General features: G+C 60.7%; 11 protein-coding genes and 3 pseudogenes. 6 read left to right on the forward strand and 8 right to left on the reverse strand.

The features are described 5' to 3' along the window. Positions 1-61: 61 nt before the first annotated feature. The 7 genes and pseudogenes from IFS44_RS19440 to IFS44_RS23005 form a co-directional block, all read right to left on the reverse strand. A complete protein-coding gene (locus IFS44_RS19440; protein WP_192071899.1) occupies positions 62-976 on the reverse strand; it encodes an NmrA family NAD(P)-binding protein in 915 nt (304 codons plus the stop codon). Positions 977-1043: 67 nt separating this feature from the next. After that, positions 1044-1790 (reverse strand): NADPH-dependent F420 reductase, encoded by a 747-nt coding sequence (locus IFS44_RS19445; protein WP_192099715.1) that lies wholly within the window; start codon positions 1788-1790, stop codon positions 1044-1046. Between the two features lie 121 nt (positions 1791-1911). Then, positions 1912-2628 (reverse strand): nitroreductase, encoded by a 717-nt coding sequence (locus IFS44_RS19450; RefSeq protein ID WP_192099716.1) that lies wholly within the window; start codon positions 2626-2628, stop codon positions 1912-1914. Between the two features lie 25 nt (positions 2629-2653). After that, complete coding sequence (locus IFS44_RS19455) at positions 2654-3124, reverse strand: MarR family winged helix-turn-helix transcriptional regulator (RefSeq protein ID WP_192099717.1); 471 nt, start codon at positions 3122-3124, stop codon at positions 2654-2656. Positions 3125-3387: 263 nt separating this feature from the next. Beyond that, entirely contained in the window at positions 3388-5562 is a 2175-nt protein-coding gene (locus IFS44_RS19460) for a PAS domain-containing protein (RefSeq protein WP_192099718.1), read from the reverse strand. A 194-nt stretch (positions 5563-5756) separates the two neighbouring features. Next, positions 5757-6191, reverse strand: coding sequence for a pyridoxamine 5'-phosphate oxidase family protein (locus tag IFS44_RS19465; RefSeq protein WP_192099719.1), 435 nt, complete (start codon positions 6189-6191; stop codon positions 5757-5759). A 2055-nt stretch (positions 6192-8246) separates the two neighbouring features. Then, positions 8247-8411, reverse strand: a pseudogene (locus IFS44_RS23005) (patatin-like phospholipase family protein); the annotation flags it as partial. A 127-nt stretch (positions 8412-8538) separates the two neighbouring features. Between IFS44_RS23005 and IFS44_RS19475 the strand changes: the two are divergent. From IFS44_RS19475 to IFS44_RS19490, 6 genes and pseudogenes are all read left to right on the forward strand, one after another. After that, positions 8539-9387, forward strand: coding sequence for a DNA/RNA non-specific endonuclease (locus tag IFS44_RS19475; RefSeq protein ID WP_244650454.1), 849 nt, complete (start codon positions 8539-8541; stop codon positions 9385-9387). A gap of 548 nt (positions 9388-9935) precedes the next feature. Continuing rightward, entirely contained in the window at positions 9936-11717 is a 1782-nt protein-coding gene (locus IFS44_RS19480) for a YbhB/YbcL family Raf kinase inhibitor-like protein (RefSeq protein WP_192099722.1), read from the forward strand. A gap of 82 nt (positions 11718-11799) precedes the next feature. Continuing rightward, positions 11800-12144: a hypothetical protein gene (locus IFS44_RS21960; RefSeq protein WP_206757880.1), complete on the forward strand. Its 345-nt coding sequence runs from the start codon at positions 11800-11802 to the stop codon at positions 12142-12144. Positions 12145-12752: 608 nt separating this feature from the next. Continuing rightward, positions 12753-13180 (forward strand): annotated as a pseudogene (locus IFS44_RS22435) (M48 family metalloprotease); the annotation flags it as partial. 162 nt (positions 13181-13342) lie between these two features. Then, positions 13343-13552: a hypothetical protein gene (locus tag IFS44_RS22440; protein ID WP_244650455.1), complete on the forward strand. Its 210-nt coding sequence runs from the start codon at positions 13343-13345 to the stop codon at positions 13550-13552. Positions 13553-13797: 245 nt separating this feature from the next. Continuing rightward, complete coding sequence (locus IFS44_RS19490; protein WP_192003659.1) at positions 13798-15084, forward strand: glycoside hydrolase family 130 protein; 1287 nt, start codon at positions 13798-13800, stop codon at positions 15082-15084. Between the two features lie 547 nt (positions 15085-15631). Here IFS44_RS19490 and IFS44_RS19495 read toward each other — a convergent pair. Next, positions 15632-15943 (reverse strand): annotated as a pseudogene (locus IFS44_RS19495) (YihY/virulence factor BrkB family protein); the annotation flags it as partial. Between the last annotated feature and the right edge of the window lie 58 nt (positions 15944-16001).

Genomic DNA, 16001 nt, shown 5'->3' on the forward strand with positions numbered 1-16001 from the left:
TTCCGCGACACGACAATCAGTCAGGTAAGCGGCACACCGCGCCGCCCCTGAATTTGATTGATTAGCTGCTGGGCTGATCGACCAAATTCAAAAGCTGCGCTTTATGCATTTCCGCCCAAGCACGAACTCCAATTGCCGGCCTTCCCAGCAGGTAGGGGACGTCGTTCTTGACGGTGCCCATATAGCCCATGCGACCATCGTTAAACTGCGTCAGAAGCTCAAACGAGCTACGTGCGTACCAGTCTTCGACCTGCACCGTGCCCTTCTTGAACAGCGCTTCCATATCGGCCGCATCCAGGGAATTGCTGCGGATCGGACGGTCGAGCACCTCACTGAATGCCGTGGCGAGTTCCGAACTGGTCATGGTTTCGGTGCTGAGAAAATAATCTTTCGAACCATGGCGTTCCGGACCGTCACGTAGGACCTTGGCGGTGACGGCAGCGAGATCATGAAGTGCTACATAGCCGACGCGGTTCTCGCCCCAGAACGTTGATATTGTGCCGCCAACGGGCTGCGATACGCTGAGCATGTTCTCAAGGAACACGTTGGGATGCAAGTGTGTCCAGGCGATCCCGCTGGCCTCGATGTAGGCTTCAACGAGCGCAAACCAGCAGTATTTGGAGTCGGTAGCATCGTCCGCGGCAAACACGCCCTGGTTGACGATATGCTTCACCCCCGCCTTCTTCGCCGCGTCCACCACGGTTTTGGTCTGGTGCGTCATGGCGATGGTGTAGCCGGTAAGGATATTCATGCGATCGACGCCGTACAGCGCCGGACCGAAGGTGCGCGGATCGTCCAGGTCGAACAGGACTGCATCGCGCCCTTCGGCCAGCAGCCGGTCCAGATCCGTCTGCTTGCGTACGCCGATGCGGATGCGGGAATTGCCCGCATCGCGGTCGAGCTCTTCCAGAATCAATCGGCCGGTCTGACCGGTGGTGCCCATGAGGAAAATAAGGGGGCTGGATTCGGTGGTCATCTTTGGTCTCTCGATTGAGGGCGGTGAAGATCGGCGCGGACGCACAGGCACGTCAGTCCGGCAGCGCTCACATGAAAAGTGCGCGAGTGAGCCGTACGGCGTAGTCCGAGTCTGGATTGGTGGTGCTGTCGCCGACCCGCTCCATGATCGCTTCGATGGCGAGATCGCGACGTTTCGGAAGACGTTTGCGCTCTGCTGATTCCAACGCGGCGGGCACCTCGTCGCGGGTAAGATCGGTACAATAGCAAGGCGATCCGGGCTGCTGGCGCCAGGACTCCGCCAGCGTGCCCGAATAGAAGGCATCGAGGCCGGTTTCTTCCACCAGCGCCATCGCCACGTCACGCTCCCGCTCGCCATCGGCCGCAACGGGAATCGCAATCCGCCCAGCTGATCCAGCCGGAACGCCCTTTTCGGCAAAGGAGGCAGAGGTGATGGCGTTCCATGCCTTGGCGATCGGTCGACCAAGTTCGTTCGCCACCCACACGCTTTCCGCCATGCCAGCCTCTATCGCACTGATCTCGGTATCGCGGGCTGGATAGTAGTTGGAGGTATCGATTACGATTACATCCTCCGGCAAAACCGCGACCAGAGGTGCAATCTTGGGCAGGGCGCGGAGCGGGGTGGACATGATCACCACATCGACCCCGGTTACGGCATCTGCGGCCGTAACCGCACGCGCGCCGTTCTTCAGAATGTCGACATCGATAGTATCAGGACCACGCGAGTTTGCGACCTTCACCGCATGCCCGGCCGCGCTCAGTTTCGTCGCCAGCGTCGCACCGATATTGCCAGTGCCCAATATCCCGATCTTCATGTGTTGATCCTCGTCATTCGTGCGCCATCAGCGCCCGATCACCTCCCGGCGGAAGGTCTTCGAGCTTGGTGCGGTTTCGTTTGGAAAGCCGGGACGAACTATGGTCCGCCCCGGATATGTCTCAGGCGTGAAAGGTCACGCTCGTCTCGAGCGGCACGCGATCCATACGTACCCGGTTGCCCGGCGCGTCGTCGTCAGGATAGCCGAATGAGATGCCGAATAGCAGCTTCAGATCGTCTGGAATGCCCAAGAACTCACGGATAGTGCCTGCGAAAAAGCCAAGCGCCGTTTGCGGAATGCCGCCAAGTCCACGTGCGGCAAGCGACAGCAGGAGGGTCTGTCCGTACATGCCCATATCACCGGCAACGCGGACATTGTCGCCGAAGGACGGCATGAACAGGAACGCCGCCTGGGGGGCATCGAAGAACGAATAGTTCTTCGCTCCAGCGCGGTGACGAGCCTCCTTGTCCTCGCGCATCACATTCATGGCTTCGTAATATGCCTTGCCAAGAGCGTTGTTGCGCTCGCGATATTCACCGTAGAAGTCATTTACGTCGAACGAAAAGTCGGGCGTGAACTCGCCGGCATCGTTCTTGGCATGAAGTAGCTGCGACAGCTGCTTCAGCTTCTCGCCGCGTACGATGTGGGTGTTCCAAGGCTGCGTGTTGCAATTGGATGGAGCAAATTGTGCGTCATCCAATACCGCACGAATGATGTTTTCAGGCAACGGCCGATCGAGGAAGCCACGGATAGAGCGACGGGTGCGGACCGCGTCCTCGAACGGTAAAAGGTCGGCCGAGATCGCGTCCAAATCGCGTTCGATGAGCTGCGTTGCCATAACTACCTTTCAAATTAAGACTGAATTATCGGTCGGCTCTGTCGGCTGGCCAGGCGAGGTCGTCGAGCGTACCGCGCAGATCTGCGATCCCTCGCTCGTCTAGCTTGCAAGCGCTTTTGATCTGACCACTGACGGCTTGCACGCGCTCACGAAGCGCCTCCCCGGCTGGGGTTAGCTCGATCAGAACGCGTCGCTCGTCAGTGACATCGCGCGTTCGCGTTACCATCCCTGCGGCCGCGAGCCGTTTGAGAAGCGGCGTGATCGTGCCCGTTTCCATTGCAAGTTTGGCGCACAGGTCTCCGACCGTCCGAGGCGTTCCCGCAAACAGTTCGAGCAGCACGAGGTACTGGGAAAATGTCAACCCGAGCGGTTCGAGAAACGGTTTGTGCATCCGGGCCATGCGGTTGGCAGCGCCGTACAGGGCGAAAGCCAGTTCGCTCCCCGCGCCTGATGCCGCAGCTAGCTGATCCGAGATATGTGAAGCACCTGTTTCCATAGTGCACTATATAATAGCCCTTGGTTGAGCAACAAGAGGGCGATTATGTTCTGGTTATCCGGCCTCATGTAAAAAATTGTAAGGGGGCGTCCGTTCACAATTATCTGTGGAAAGGCGACGCGGCGCCATGTCCGCGTTGGCATCAATCATCCTGAAAGCGGACTGTCCGCTAACCACCAAGATGCGACATTCCGCTGTCGCAAAAGCGGCGACATTCGCAACGTCAGAAACTTAGGTTATTCGAGACATTCGGCGCACTTCAGTTAAGCGTGTGAGCGGACAGCCTCACGAAGAGCGCTCGTGAGTTCGTCCGCCGAGTAGGGTTTGTGCAATAGATCGAAGCCATGGCTGCCTTCCTGAGCGAGCACATGGCTGTATCCACTGGCGAGGATCACGGGCATCGCCGGCAGCTTTTGCCGAACATGCTTGGCGAGTTCGAGGCCTCCCATTCCAGGCATAACCACATCCGAGAAGACAACATCAAATCCATCGCCATCATCGCCCAGACGCTTGATTGCCTCCTCTGCGCTGGAGACCCAGACGGTGTCATAGCCAAACTCAGCAAGCATTTGGGTAGAGAAGCGGCCTACCTCGACGTTGTCCTCGACCACAAGCACACAGAGGCCCTCGCCTTCCTTGCCAGTCGTATCTGCGTCCGGGCGAGCAGCAGTCAGCTCGGCCTGCTCGGTTTCTGGCAGGAAAAGTGAAAAGGTAGTTCGGCCAGGCTCACTTTCGACGCTGACATCTCCGCCCGATTGCTTGGCAAATCCGAACACCTGGCTGAGACCCAGTCCAGTGCCCTTGCCGACCTCCTTGGTAGTAAAGAACGGCTCAAAGATGCGGGCCAGGTCGTCGGCAGCGATACCGCTGCCGGTATCGGTTAGGGACACGGTGACGAACGGGCCGGCCGATCCGCCATGGCCGCGAATAGGAGGCATGGCCTCGCCACAGCGAACCGCGATCGTCAATGTACCCTCGCCATCCATCGCATCCCGCGCGTTGACTGTCATGTTGACGAGCGCGGTTTCGAACTGATTAACATCTGCGGTTACCACGCATGGCTTCTCCGGCAGGTCGGTGGTGATGCTGATCCGGGCTCCCGTCACGCTATCCAGCATCTCCGCCACGCCACCAAGCCGGGTGCGGACGTCAAATACCTCCGGTTTCAGCGACTGGCGTCGGGCAAAGGCAAGCAGTTGGCTGGTGAGCTTGGCCGCACGCTCGGCCGTGTTGCCAATCGCATCGATATATCGTTCACGCTTTTCGGGGGCAAGATCGGGGCGACGCAGGAGGTCGACCGAGCCACGGATGACGGTGAGCAGATTGTTGAAGTCGTGCGCCACACCGCCGGTAAGCTGGCCAATGGCTTCCATCTTCTGACTCTGGCGCAAAAGTTCTTCGGCATCGATCCGCTGCCGCTGCTCGTCCTCCCATTGCGAGGTACGTTCCAGCACGCGCTGCTCAAGGGTCTGATTGGCATGGCGCAGCGCCTCCTCCAGCTGGCGGCGGCCTCCGATGTCTTCGGTGGTGCCGTACCATCCGGTGATCTCACCGCGATCGCTTCGGCGCGGCAAAGCCCGTACCCGAAGCCACCGGTAGTCGCCATCGGTCGCCCGGATACGCGCTTCAACATCATAGGGTTCGCCAGTCGCTACCGAATGCTGCCAGGCAGTGCTCATTGCTGCGAGATCGTCCGGGTGGGGAGCCGTCATCCATCCCTCACCCATCGAGCTTTCCCGAGTGAGGCCGGTCAGCTCCAGCCATCGCTCGCTGAAGCCGGTAATCCTGCCCTGCGGATCGGCAGTCCAGGGAATTTGCGGATTGAGTTCGACCGCGGCGCGGTAGTAATCCTCGCTCTCGCGCAGACGGGTTTCCGCACGATCTCGCTCCGTCAGCGTCCGCAAGCGTTCAACGGCAGCGGCAAGCAGGTTGGCGTAGCCCCGCAGGAAGTTGATGTCTTCGTCATCGAACGCCCGCGGCGTCCGGCTGTCCACCTGTAGAAGACCGAATGGCTGGTGGCCCTCTGAGCCAAGGATGATGACGTTGACGAGCGCTTTGACACCGTGGTCCCTGATGAACTCGGCATACTCGAAGCGTTCCTCCTCATCGATGTTGTCCGATGTCACCGGATCGCCGGTCTTCAGTGCGTGACCTTCCGAAGAGTTCGCTGTTGCTTCGACCGTGACGTGTCCAATGATGCCGGGCTTCCAGCCTACGCCTGAGCGGACCAGCAGCGTTTTGCCGTCGTCCTGCAGTTCCATGGCCTTGGCGAGATCTGTACCCAGAGCCTCACCCAGCAGTCGGCAAGCCTCGGTGAGAATTTTTTCAAGATCGTCGCAACGAAGGGCCATCTCCCCAAACTTTGCGAGTACTGCCTGCTGTCGAAGGACGGCCTCTTTGCCATCCCGTTGTCCGCTATCAGGTGACTGCTGTTTCATCGTTCATCCGCGCGTATCCCGCGTTCACAAAGCGCAGGTTCTGCGAAAGGAAACGCAGCTTCGATCCATCAGGTTCAAGGGAGACCCATTAAGGGTTAAATGTTGCGGAATTGGCGACATATAGAGGTTGAAGACCGAAGACTCCCGCGACAATGCCGCGGAAGTCATAGGTGGTATGAGCTAAGCTACCTCACTCAGACATTGATCTCCCCCTCGTCGCTACCATCCCAGTAGCGGATTGTCTTCGCGTCGACCCGGATCATTACGACACCGGGTGTGTCGATGCCCTCAGGAAAGTACCGATCGAGATCCTTGGTCCAGTGATCGGCGAACGCGGCTTTGTCCTCGATCAACAAAGCGGCGCCTTCGACAGTTACAAAAAGTGGGGGACCGCCAAGCATACCGACGGCACCGGTATAGCTAAGCGTGACGCGTGAATCGGCGCGCAGGTCAGTAACCTTCCGCGAGTTTTGGTAGGCGAAAAAGTAGCTGTCACCTTGGTATTCTACATCGCCGTTGTTGCTCATTGGGCGGGCTGTCAGGGTGCCGTTGGGTGAGCGAGTGGCCATCATCGTGAAGTCCAACTTTGCCATCTTCTTTGACAGGTCGTGTAGGCTGAGGTCCGACATCGTGTTGCTCCTTCAATGTGGGGCCATGAAGTTTGCCCGAGCGATTGCAACGAACGTAGTGAGGGTTCGGTCGCGCGAGCCAATGCAACCGTCGGCACACAGCCGAAGGCACGGCCAGACAACGATAACATAGCGGCACGCCTTTCATACGTGTCATGATGCCGCAACGGAACTGACCTAGGCGCTGCGCTCTGTAATTGGAGTCACACGCGTGGTCAGCTTATCCCCCCTGATGCCAGACGAGCTGGTTTACTGCGTCGCCAGCGGCTCCCCGGCGACAGCTGCTCAGGTTTCCCAACTGGCCGCCCGGATATGGGCGGAAGCCGCTCCGCATCGTTCTGCGTTAGCATGGGGCAATCTTTCGCCAGCGGCATCTGATCGGCTGATTGCACTACGATCGGCTACAATGGCGTTGAACGGCTGCTGATTCCGGCCAGATGTAGGTGCCCCCAAGGCTGATCCTTAGCGGCATTCATCGAAAAAATAGCGGGGCGTGATCCGTCGCGGCTTTCCTCGATCAGGTTAGTATCGCGGACTAACCCGCAAGGTACCTACCGGCCGCGGCAACTTGCGGACGGCGTCATTGATGCCGGGCTCAAATGCGCCATCCAGATCTGCAACCGCGCCTAGAGCATGATGGATCGTACTCCGATCTGTCACTGTGAGACGCCGATAGCTTTTCGGACGTGTCAGATAGCCAAGCAGCCACGAACCGAAGCCGCTCGACCAAGTTTGATGGACGGTGTCCGACATCCGGGCGAGTTGGTCATATGCTACCAGCGATCGCCGCCAGCGGTGTTCATCGAAATCGAGTGCGCCATCAGCAAATCGACGGCCAACCTCGAGCCCGCGCAACATCAGTGCTCGCGTACGTTCTGGGGGCATGGTCAGGTTGAGGCCGCCTTCGTCCGCCGAAAGCATGACATGGGCAATGCGCTCGCGCTGTCCAGGCATCGTACTCAGCAACTGATCCTGCCATTCTTTCGCCGCCCTCAGGATCGATCCGAACAGACCACTGACGGACACTGTCTCGCGCGCCGGCAACCCAAAGCCTTGGCGGGCGGTGGCAGGGATGAATACCCGCTGGTCCCCGGTCGTAGTTCCGGGGGGAAGGTCGTCCAGGCTGAGTGCGAAAGTCGGTCGAGCAGGCAACAGGGCATCGAACAGGTGGATAGGAAAATTGCTGCTGATGCCGCCATCGGCAAACAAGATACGCCGGTTTTCGATTATCGGCGTAGCGTCGGTGGCGCGCTGAAGCTCGGCGTTCGCGAAGTCGCGGACATGGACCGGTACCGCTGCAAACAGCAGCGGAAAGGCAAGGCTCATCCGCGCGGCAACGAGGACCGGCAGATCGACCGGGGAGGGAAAGCTTAAGAGCCCAGGCATCTGAGCCGGTTCGGCACCGGATCCCGCCATCCACTCGCACACATCGCCCGGAAACAGTCGCCGCCACTCGGTATCGCTGTATGCCGCGGTGATGCCGAGGGTTGGCAGCGTGTGCGGCCGCCCCATACCAAGGTTGGTTGTAATAACGCGCAGATCAATCTGCTCGCTTGAGCCGGTTCCTCGCAATTGGCCGAAGGTAAGCGGCGGTCGGCTCCGACAGTCTTCACCGAAAGCGATGTCTTGGATCGCTGCATGAAGCCAGCTGGTCAGCGCGGGCCCGTTCCCGCCAGATTGATCGGTGCCCGGGCAGACACCAAAGTCGCTTTGCGGCAGTTGCGTTCGGATAAGCGTTTGCACATGGACGAGTAGGACGACAACCAGCCCGACAAGTGCTCCAAGAACAATACCCGCCAGTCCGGCCCTCAACGCCCACATACCGATCGCCCCGGTGACGGTACCGACCATAGCTTGAAACGGTGCGACCAATGGCAGGCCTGCAATCAGCCGCAGCGCGCTGCTGCCGCTCTGGGCGCGAAGCAGATACCGAAAAAGGCGGCGGTAGCGAGGCTCGGGCTGGAACAGTGAGGCCATGCGCTCGGGTAGTTCGTCACAATGATATTGCAGGCGGACAAAGCCGGCAGGATCACCACGTACCGTGCGCGCATACTCGGCCGCTGCTGCCAGCGACGCTGCGATCGCGCCAGCAGACGTGCCGCCAATCGAGCGGAACCGATACCGACGAGCAAGCTCCAGAATAGCGTATGGATAGACGATGCCGCTTGTGACGCCGCCCTTCATGACGATGTCGCATTCGTCCGCGGGCGATGCGAACATATCGGCTGTGTAGACCGGGAAGTTCTGGTCGTCGCGCATACGAGGTCCTCGGGTGTTCTATGATCGTCGCACAGACGTCACCGGCCAACTATAGAATTTGGTCATGCAGTGTTTTTACGACAGCCTCATGATCCGTCCGGACGCTCGATCTCGTCGTTGGGCCAAAACGCTCAGGCGTATCGTCCTAATTGCGGCGGTAGCGGTATATGCCCCCCCTGCCCTGGCTAGCGATGGTGAATTGCACACGTTCCACTGCCTGTTCGGCTGTCCCTTGGGGGCGCCGGCCACGAACGACACCGTCGTGCGCGAGATCTACACGCTGTCGTCCAACGACCTAACCAAGCTCGCGGACTGGATCGCATATCGCGTAACGCCCTCATCGATCGGCCCGTCGTCGAATCGCGACTGGCGCGCCGACCCTTCGCTTGCTGCCAATGAGACGCTCGCCCCGGAAGCTTACGACGGGGCCAATCAGGCTCTGCGGACTGATCGCGGTCATCAAGCGCCGCTTGCGGCATTCTCTGGCACGCCGTTTGCAGCTGACACCAACATCCTGTCGAACATCACCCCTCAGGCTTCGGCGCTGAACCAGGGGCCGTGGAACGCACTGGAAGGGCAAGAGCGCTCGCTCGCGCAACGGCTGAACACCGCCGTCTACGTATACACCGGACCCTTGTTCGAACGTCTCATGGCGCCGTTACCCGCCGGGCCGGTTCTGGAACGCGTTCCATCAGGCTATTGGAAGGTCGTGGCGCTTGCGGATGGCCGGATCAGCGCGTTCGTTTTCGATCAGGCGACACCGCGTACTGCAGACTATTGCAAAGGCCGGGTATCTCTTACTCACGTCGTGCTTCGCAGCCGGTTGATCCTATTCCCGATGGCCAACGCAGCGTCGTTTCGAAGCCTCGATAGCGAAATCGGTTGTACGTCCCCGCCCCCGCCCGATCCCGCCCCCTCGACAATTCCGCCTGAGTGACAAGACTATGTCCGACGCTGCAGCGCTCCGAAAAAGTCGTGTTGCTGCGATAGGCTTCCGCGTTTCAAACCGCTCTTTGTGTCAGACCATGAACCTCAACGGCCAACGCCCACACTGCCTTGACGTTGGCATCTAGGCGGCGCTTCAACAGAGACCCACACCCCTCACGGTGACGTCGGCTACAAGGATCTTGGCGATGCCGGCGCCTATGATTGAACTGGTCGGGCCCGCGGCCGTATCGATGCTATCGATGGGGAAGATGATCTCAAGTACGTGCGAGTTCGGGACGGGAAGACCATCGTCATCGATGACGATCGGCCGAGGAGCGATTTGAACGCAGTAATGCATCGGTTCGGCATAGCGTGTCATTCTGAATGGCGGCCATACGACTTGGTCAGTCCGACGTCATCGACCTACAACGGGCTATTCAGCGACACCTAGACTAATCGCGAAAGCAGCCGCTCGTTCACCGGAAATTGGTGCCCCCGCTGCGTGCGCCCTTCAGGCGGCTCGCGCGTTGTAGCCCCGACATAAGGGGATGGCATTTCATGAAAGTCGCACCGCTAGCTTCCGCGCTCCTCCTCGTTGCCTCGCCGTCGGCCGCCCAGAGCAGCCCTCAGGACAACGATAAGCGTCCGGTGCAGGCCTACTTTAACGAACTGACCCCGCTAAAGCCGGGGGTCGCTTTCGCTGCCTCATTGAAGCTGCCCCGCGGCTACCGCGCCACCGTATGGGCGACCGGCCTGGGCAACACACGCGTCATGGCGGTGGCACCGGACGGCTCGGTCTACGTAAGTCGGCGCTCGGAGGCCGATATCGTCAGGCTGATGGATGCGAACCGCGACGGCCGTGCGGACGGCCCGCCAACCGTCATCGTCAACCGACCCGGCCTACACGGGCTGACGATCCACGACGGCATGCTCTACTTCATGACCGCCAAGGAGGTGTTCCGCGCAGCCCTGCGACCGGACGGCGGCATCGGCACCATTGAGACGCTGATCGATGACCTGCCCGACGCCGGGCAACACCTCAACCGTACTCTGGCCGTCGGCCCGGACAACATGCTTTACATCAGCGCGGGCTCGACCTGTAACGCTTGCGACGAGTCCAGCCAGGAGAACGCGACGCTGATCCGCGCCAGCCTTGACGGAAAGACGCGGCGGGTATGGGCCTCGGGCTTACGCAACACGATTGGCTTTGGATGGCACCCGCGCACGGGTGAACTGTGGGGCTGGGACCAGGGCATCGACTGGCTCGGCAACGACCTCCAGCGTGAGGAAGTCAATAAGATCGAGCGGGGCAACCGCTACGGCTGGCCCTACGTGTTCGAAAACGGCAAGCGAAACCCTCAGGATGAGCCGCCCGGCGGAATCACCGCAGCGCAATGGGCAGCGGCGTCGATAAATCCGGTGTTGATGCACGTCGCACACTCGGCGGGCATGCAGATGGCCTTCCATCCGGGCGGCGGCTTCGGCCCGGACGTGGCCGGTGACGCCTTCGTCGCGCTTCGCGGAAGCTGGAACCGCAAGCCCGCATCGGGCTACGAGCTGGCGCGCATCCTCTTCGACGCGAACGGTCAGGCGACCCGCGTCGAGACGTTCGTCAGCGGGTTCATGAGCCGCGACGGCACGGGCCAGTACGGACGGCCTTGTGGCGTCGCAGTCATGCGCGACGGCTCCCTCCTGCTCTCGGACGACGCCAACGGCGTGATCTACCGCATCACCTACGACAGCGCCACCGGCCAGGCCGCGCCGCTTGCCCCCCCGCCCGGCCCCATGCTGGAGCAGGCGGCACGCGGCACGAACGTCCCGTTGGCGCTCACGCGTCCGGAAACGCGTGCAAGCGGCTCGGCAAGGCTCACCGTTGGCACGACCGCCTTCACCGCCAACAGCCCGATCCCGCGGCAGCACAGCGAGTACGGCCTTGGCATCTCGCCCGCGCTGAACTGGTCCGCGGTCCCGAACGCAGTTGCCTACGCAATTGTCGTCGAAGACCCGGACGGTTCGGCGAAACCGGTGGTCCACTGGGTCGCCTGGAACGTACCTGCGGGCACCACCCGCCTACCCGAGGAGTTGCAGAAGCGCGACCGCCTGAGCGGCGGGCCGCTTGAAGGTATCATGCAGGGTGCGAGCGGACGCGGAACAGTGGGCTGGTACGGTCCGCGCCCGCCAAAGGGCGACAAGCCACATCACTACCACTTCCAGGTACTCGGGCTCGACCGCCAGCTTGACCTGCCGCTTGGGGCGACGCGCGACCAGCTGCTTGCCGCCGCGGCCGGACACGTGATTGCGACGGGCGACCTTGTCGGCACGTACGCCGAGCCGAAGTGAGCAGCGCCGAACTCACTTGCGCGCAGTGACGCGAGCCCGCGTCCTGAAGTTCGCCAGCGTGGCGCTCGCTATCGCAGTTGCGGTGCCTGGGCTCCTTTTCGTCATCGCGCATCGCCCCGCCATCGCGTCGGTCGAGCGTCCCAATCCGCGATCGTTCGACCCGGCGCTCGTCGCGCGCGGTGCGAACCTGGCGCGGATCGGCAATTGCGTCAGCTGCCAACAGGCCGGAGGCGGCCGGCCCTATGCTGGCGGCTATCCGATCAAGACGCCGTTCGGCACTATCTACGGCAGCAACATTACCCCCCATCCCGACGCCGGAATCGGCCGATGGTATTCGCAACCAAGTGGAGGGTGGCATCGTGCAGTCACTCAGTTGGACCGCCTACGAGGCGGCTGGTTACGATGGCGGGCGCCGTACCGACTATGATTGGGCACCTATCCCCATTCTGAGGTTCGGCGATGCACCGCGCAGCGTGATCGTCGACGTTATGGATCGGCCCGGCACACCGTTCCTAGGGACAGGCGAGTGCGCGCAGGGACCGACCGCCGCAGCGCTTGCGAACGCCTTGGCGGCCGCGAACGGAATACGGATCAGAGCGCTACCGGTCGCAAGATCCAGTGCCCGGGTTGTCTAGATCCACAATCCAACATTCAGCGTCCATTTCCGCTTCCCGACTTCGGAGCCTCGTTCAGAAAACGGTTATACTGCCTTGCTGAGCAGCATCGGCATTTGGTTTGACGAAGTCAGCTGGATCGGTGGATCTCGGCGCCAATGGAATGGCAGGCGGCAGCCTTAGGTTCTCGTTCGAGCGCCGATGCTAGCAGCTAGCGAGGTCATCGGTAGATCATTGCGGCGGTATCGATGCTCATCCGGAACAACGGTGTAAGGGTCGGTTTATACCTTCGTCACCGGGAGAGCTTCATGATCCGCCGTCACATCGCCGCACTGCTAGCCAGCGCATTCCTGCTCGCACCCGTCGCCCCTGTCACCGCCCAGAATACGGTCCGCTCGATTTCGGCGACCGACAAGGCGCNGTGTCGCGGTCCAGTCTGGCCTGTCGAATGCAGGCAGCGACTTTACCGTCACTCTGCTAGACTCCCCGGTCGAGAATGCCTTCGCCATCCCGGGCGGGTACATCTACGTCACCCGTCAGCTGCTCGCACTGATGACCTCGGAAGCAGAATTCGCCTCCGTGATGGGCCATGAGGTAGGCCATGTTGCCGCCCGCCACGCCGCCTCGCGCAACACGCGTGCGACGATTGGTGGCCTCCTTGCTCGCGGCGTCAGCCTGGCTACGAAAAGCGATCTTGCGACCCGCCTCGCCGGCACGGGGGCGCAGTTGTACACGCTGAAGTACGGACGCGATCAGGAATATCAGGCGGACGCGCTTGGCGTCCGCTACATCACCGCTGCGGGCTACTCGCCCTATGCCTCGGCCGACATCCTGGCTGCGCTCGATTAGTCGACCGGGCTGACGGCGCAGGCCAGCGGCACCGCACGGTCTGCGCCGACATGGGCATCGACGCATCCCAATGGAGCCGATCGTGTACAGCGCGCAGAGGCACTGGCGAAGGCCACCGGCAAGCCGGAGCTCGCAACCACCCAGGATACGGCGTTCCTCCGCATGCTCGATGGCCTGCCCTATGGCGACGGCAAGGAGGGTCGCAAGGTCATCCGGGTCGTCACCGTTGGCGCAAGGGACACGATCGATACGTTGAGCCAGCGCATGGCGGTAGCGGACGGCAAGCGCGAACGCTTCATCGTCATCAACGGCGTTCCGGCTGACGAGCCACTGAAGCCCGGAACGCTCGTAAAGCTCGTGGTCGCCGCATAGCCGCGGATATGAGGATAGGCGAAGCTGCGATCGTGGATGACGTGCGACCTATGGGCATGTCAGGGACGCCGGTCTTCGCATTGATCCCGCTGCTCAGTCCTGCGCTTGCCGACGGTTCGGAGAAGGCGCAGGCGGATGGGCGGCTGGGGAAGGACCAGCGAGCATACCCCGACATGGATATGGCTCGCGGCCCGGCAGCCGCTCAAGATGTAAAGCCGTATTTCACGGCGCAACGAGGATGATGAATGACAAAGCGCGCCCATGTGGACTTCTACGATGTCGTTCTGAAACCCGATCCCTCCCGCACCGTCGTACGACCGTTCGAGCCGGGTTATCCCAAGGGTTTCGACACGGGCCCCACACGGACGGACGAGACGGTGGAACTGATCATGAGCCTCGATGGGCAGGAGCTTCAGCGCCAACTCACCGGCGTCACGGCGTCACTCGACGAGAATCACCGCGACGTGGATACCACTCTCCTGCGCCGGTTTGGCGAGATGGCCCACCGCATTTCCTCCGCAGCAAGTTTTTCGCCTGAGCAGCAGCGCCTGATCGGTGCCTACTTCAGTCAGGAATACGCTTACGAGGCCGCGGCGCTCTTCAATCCCAGCGCCGTTCTGCATCCCGATCAGACGGGGCTTTCCGATGGTGCGGTCCGGTTCGTCCTGTCTCTGCGTGGCGTTGGTGAGGGTCATGTTTCGTCGGTCACGTTCCGGACGGGCACCTGGACGCCGGGCGGCAAGCTTACGATCGACGATCCGGGCTCAACGTCCGTACCGCCGATTATCCTTCCGCGCGACGATGACGATGGTGTCGTCCATCTCGACTGCGGCGGATCCCGGAGCATATCGGAGACCGTGCTATTCCCGACGCTGCCAAGCCAGCGTCAGGGCATTGAAGACATGCGCCTTGTGCGCTTTGTCGAGAACGACGGGCGCGTCACCTATCACGGCACTTACACGGCATTCAGTGGCGCCGAAGCTCGGTCGGAACTACTCTCGACGACGGACTTCAAGTCGTTCGAGATGCGCGCCCTGTCCGGGGAGGTCGCCAGCGCCAAAGGTATGGCCTTGTTTCCACGCCGGATCGACGGTCGCTACGTCACCCTTGGTCGCCAGGACAACAAGAACATTTGGTTGAACGTCTCAGACGATCTCCTTCACTGGAATAGCGGCGTCAAGCTAGTCGAACCGCGGTACCCGTGGGAGTTCGTGCAGATGGGCAACTGTGGCTCACCGCTTGAGATCGACGAAGGATGGCTCGTGCTCACCCATGGCGTTGGCACGGTCCGCAACTATTGCATCGGTGCCTGCCTCCTCGACAAGAAGGATCCCTCCAAGCTGCTGGCACGTACGCCGCGGCCTGTGATCGCTCCCAGTCCGCATGAGCGGGATGGTTACGTGCCAAACGTTGTCTACAGCTGCGGGGCGCTTCTCAGCGAACGTACGCTGCTGCTGCCCTATGCGGTCGCCGACAGCTTCTCGGCCTTTGGCTCTCTGTCAGTTGATAATCTTCTTGCGTGCATGGAGTAGGTCCAGAAAGCGGGTGCGAAAGGCGAAGCTGGCTTTTGAAGACATTTTCAATCGGTTATAGTGCCTTACCACCGCGGTGGTGTGCAGTTGGGGTCTGAGAGGACGCATGACAAACGACGCTCCCGATGATCGATCCCTAGCGGTATATAGGGCTCGGGCCCGGCTGCATGCGGGCAGGCTGGCATGGTCGGAAGAGGCTCTTCTCAGCCTCAGCAACCTAGATAACGAAGAACGCAAGGTGCGCCTTCTGATCCTGCGAGAACATGCCCGCCGCAGTCTCCGAGTGATGGAGCTACTCGCTGCTGCGTGGCATCGCGATCATACAGAACGCCGAGAATGGCGCGACCGCGCCGAACGAGTAATACGTCGTAGGTACGACAATCTTTCTGCAAGATATAAGAAACAGTGAATCGTGTACCAGAGATAAATCTGTTTCACATGACTGTCCGTACCCAGACATCGATACTCGTACCACGTTCGAACGTATGACATGCTGACCAGCATCGCAGCAACGTATCTTATAGAAGGTCATTCACATCGGCATTATTCAAAATCTGTATTTTGAATATTTGTTTACCGCGAAATTATGCGACGCGAGCAATGCGGCAAAATCAGCATCGCAATCATCTGGCATTGAATTAAACGGGCATTTTTTTGCCCGGTAGGCCTGTACATCGAGCGCCGCTCCCAAAAGGAACGAGTAGACGCTCAGCCACAACCAAGTCAGCGCAACGATGATTGCGCTAAGAGACCCGTAGGTTGCGCCATAATCTCCAAAATTCGACACGTAAATACTGAACGCTGAACTGGCGAGTAGCCATAAAACGGTAGCGGTCACTGTTCCCGGCGTCGCCCACCTTAGGTGTTTAGTCCCGGCATCTGGTGGATCGGATCGACGATGAACCTGTCAGGCTCTG

Source organism: Sphingomonas sp. CFBP 13706, assembly GCF_014842355.1.
Lineage (GTDB): Bacteria > Pseudomonadota > Alphaproteobacteria > Sphingomonadales > Sphingomonadaceae > Sphingomonas > Sphingomonas aerolata.

Excerpts from the sequence above, each read along its gene's own strand:
- IFS44_RS19440 (WP_192071899.1), bottom strand. The coding sequence starts at position 976 with ATGACCACCGAATCCAGCCCCCTTATTTTCCTCATGGGCACCACCGGT.
- IFS44_RS19445 (WP_192099715.1), bottom strand. The coding sequence starts at position 1,790 with ATGAAGATCGGGATATTGGGCACTGGCAATATCGGTGCGACGCTGGCG.
- IFS44_RS19450 (WP_192099716.1), bottom strand. The coding sequence starts at position 2,628 with ATGGCAACGCAGCTCATCGAACGCGATTTGGACGCGATCTCGGCCGAC.
- IFS44_RS19455 (WP_192099717.1), bottom strand. The coding sequence starts at position 3,124 with ATGGAAACAGGTGCTTCACATATCTCGGATCAGCTAGCTGCGGCATCA.
- IFS44_RS19460 (WP_192099718.1), bottom strand. The coding sequence starts at position 5,562 with ATGAAACAGCAGTCACCTGATAGCGGACAACGGGATGGCAAAGAGGCC.
- IFS44_RS19465 (WP_192099719.1), bottom strand. The coding sequence starts at position 6,191 with ATGTCGGACCTCAGCCTACACGACCTGTCAAAGAAGATGGCAAAGTTG.
- IFS44_RS19475 (WP_244650454.1), top strand. The coding sequence starts at position 8,539 with ATGATCCGTCCGGACGCTCGATCTCGTCGTTGGGCCAAAACGCTCAGG.
- IFS44_RS19480 (WP_192099722.1), top strand. The coding sequence starts at position 9,936 with ATGAAAGTCGCACCGCTAGCTTCCGCGCTCCTCCTCGTTGCCTCGCCG.
- IFS44_RS22440 (WP_244650455.1), top strand. The coding sequence starts at position 13,343 with ATGCTCGATGGCCTGCCCTATGGCGACGGCAAGGAGGGTCGCAAGGTC.
- IFS44_RS19490 (WP_192003659.1), top strand. The coding sequence starts at position 13,798 with ATGACAAAGCGCGCCCATGTGGACTTCTACGATGTCGTTCTGAAACCC.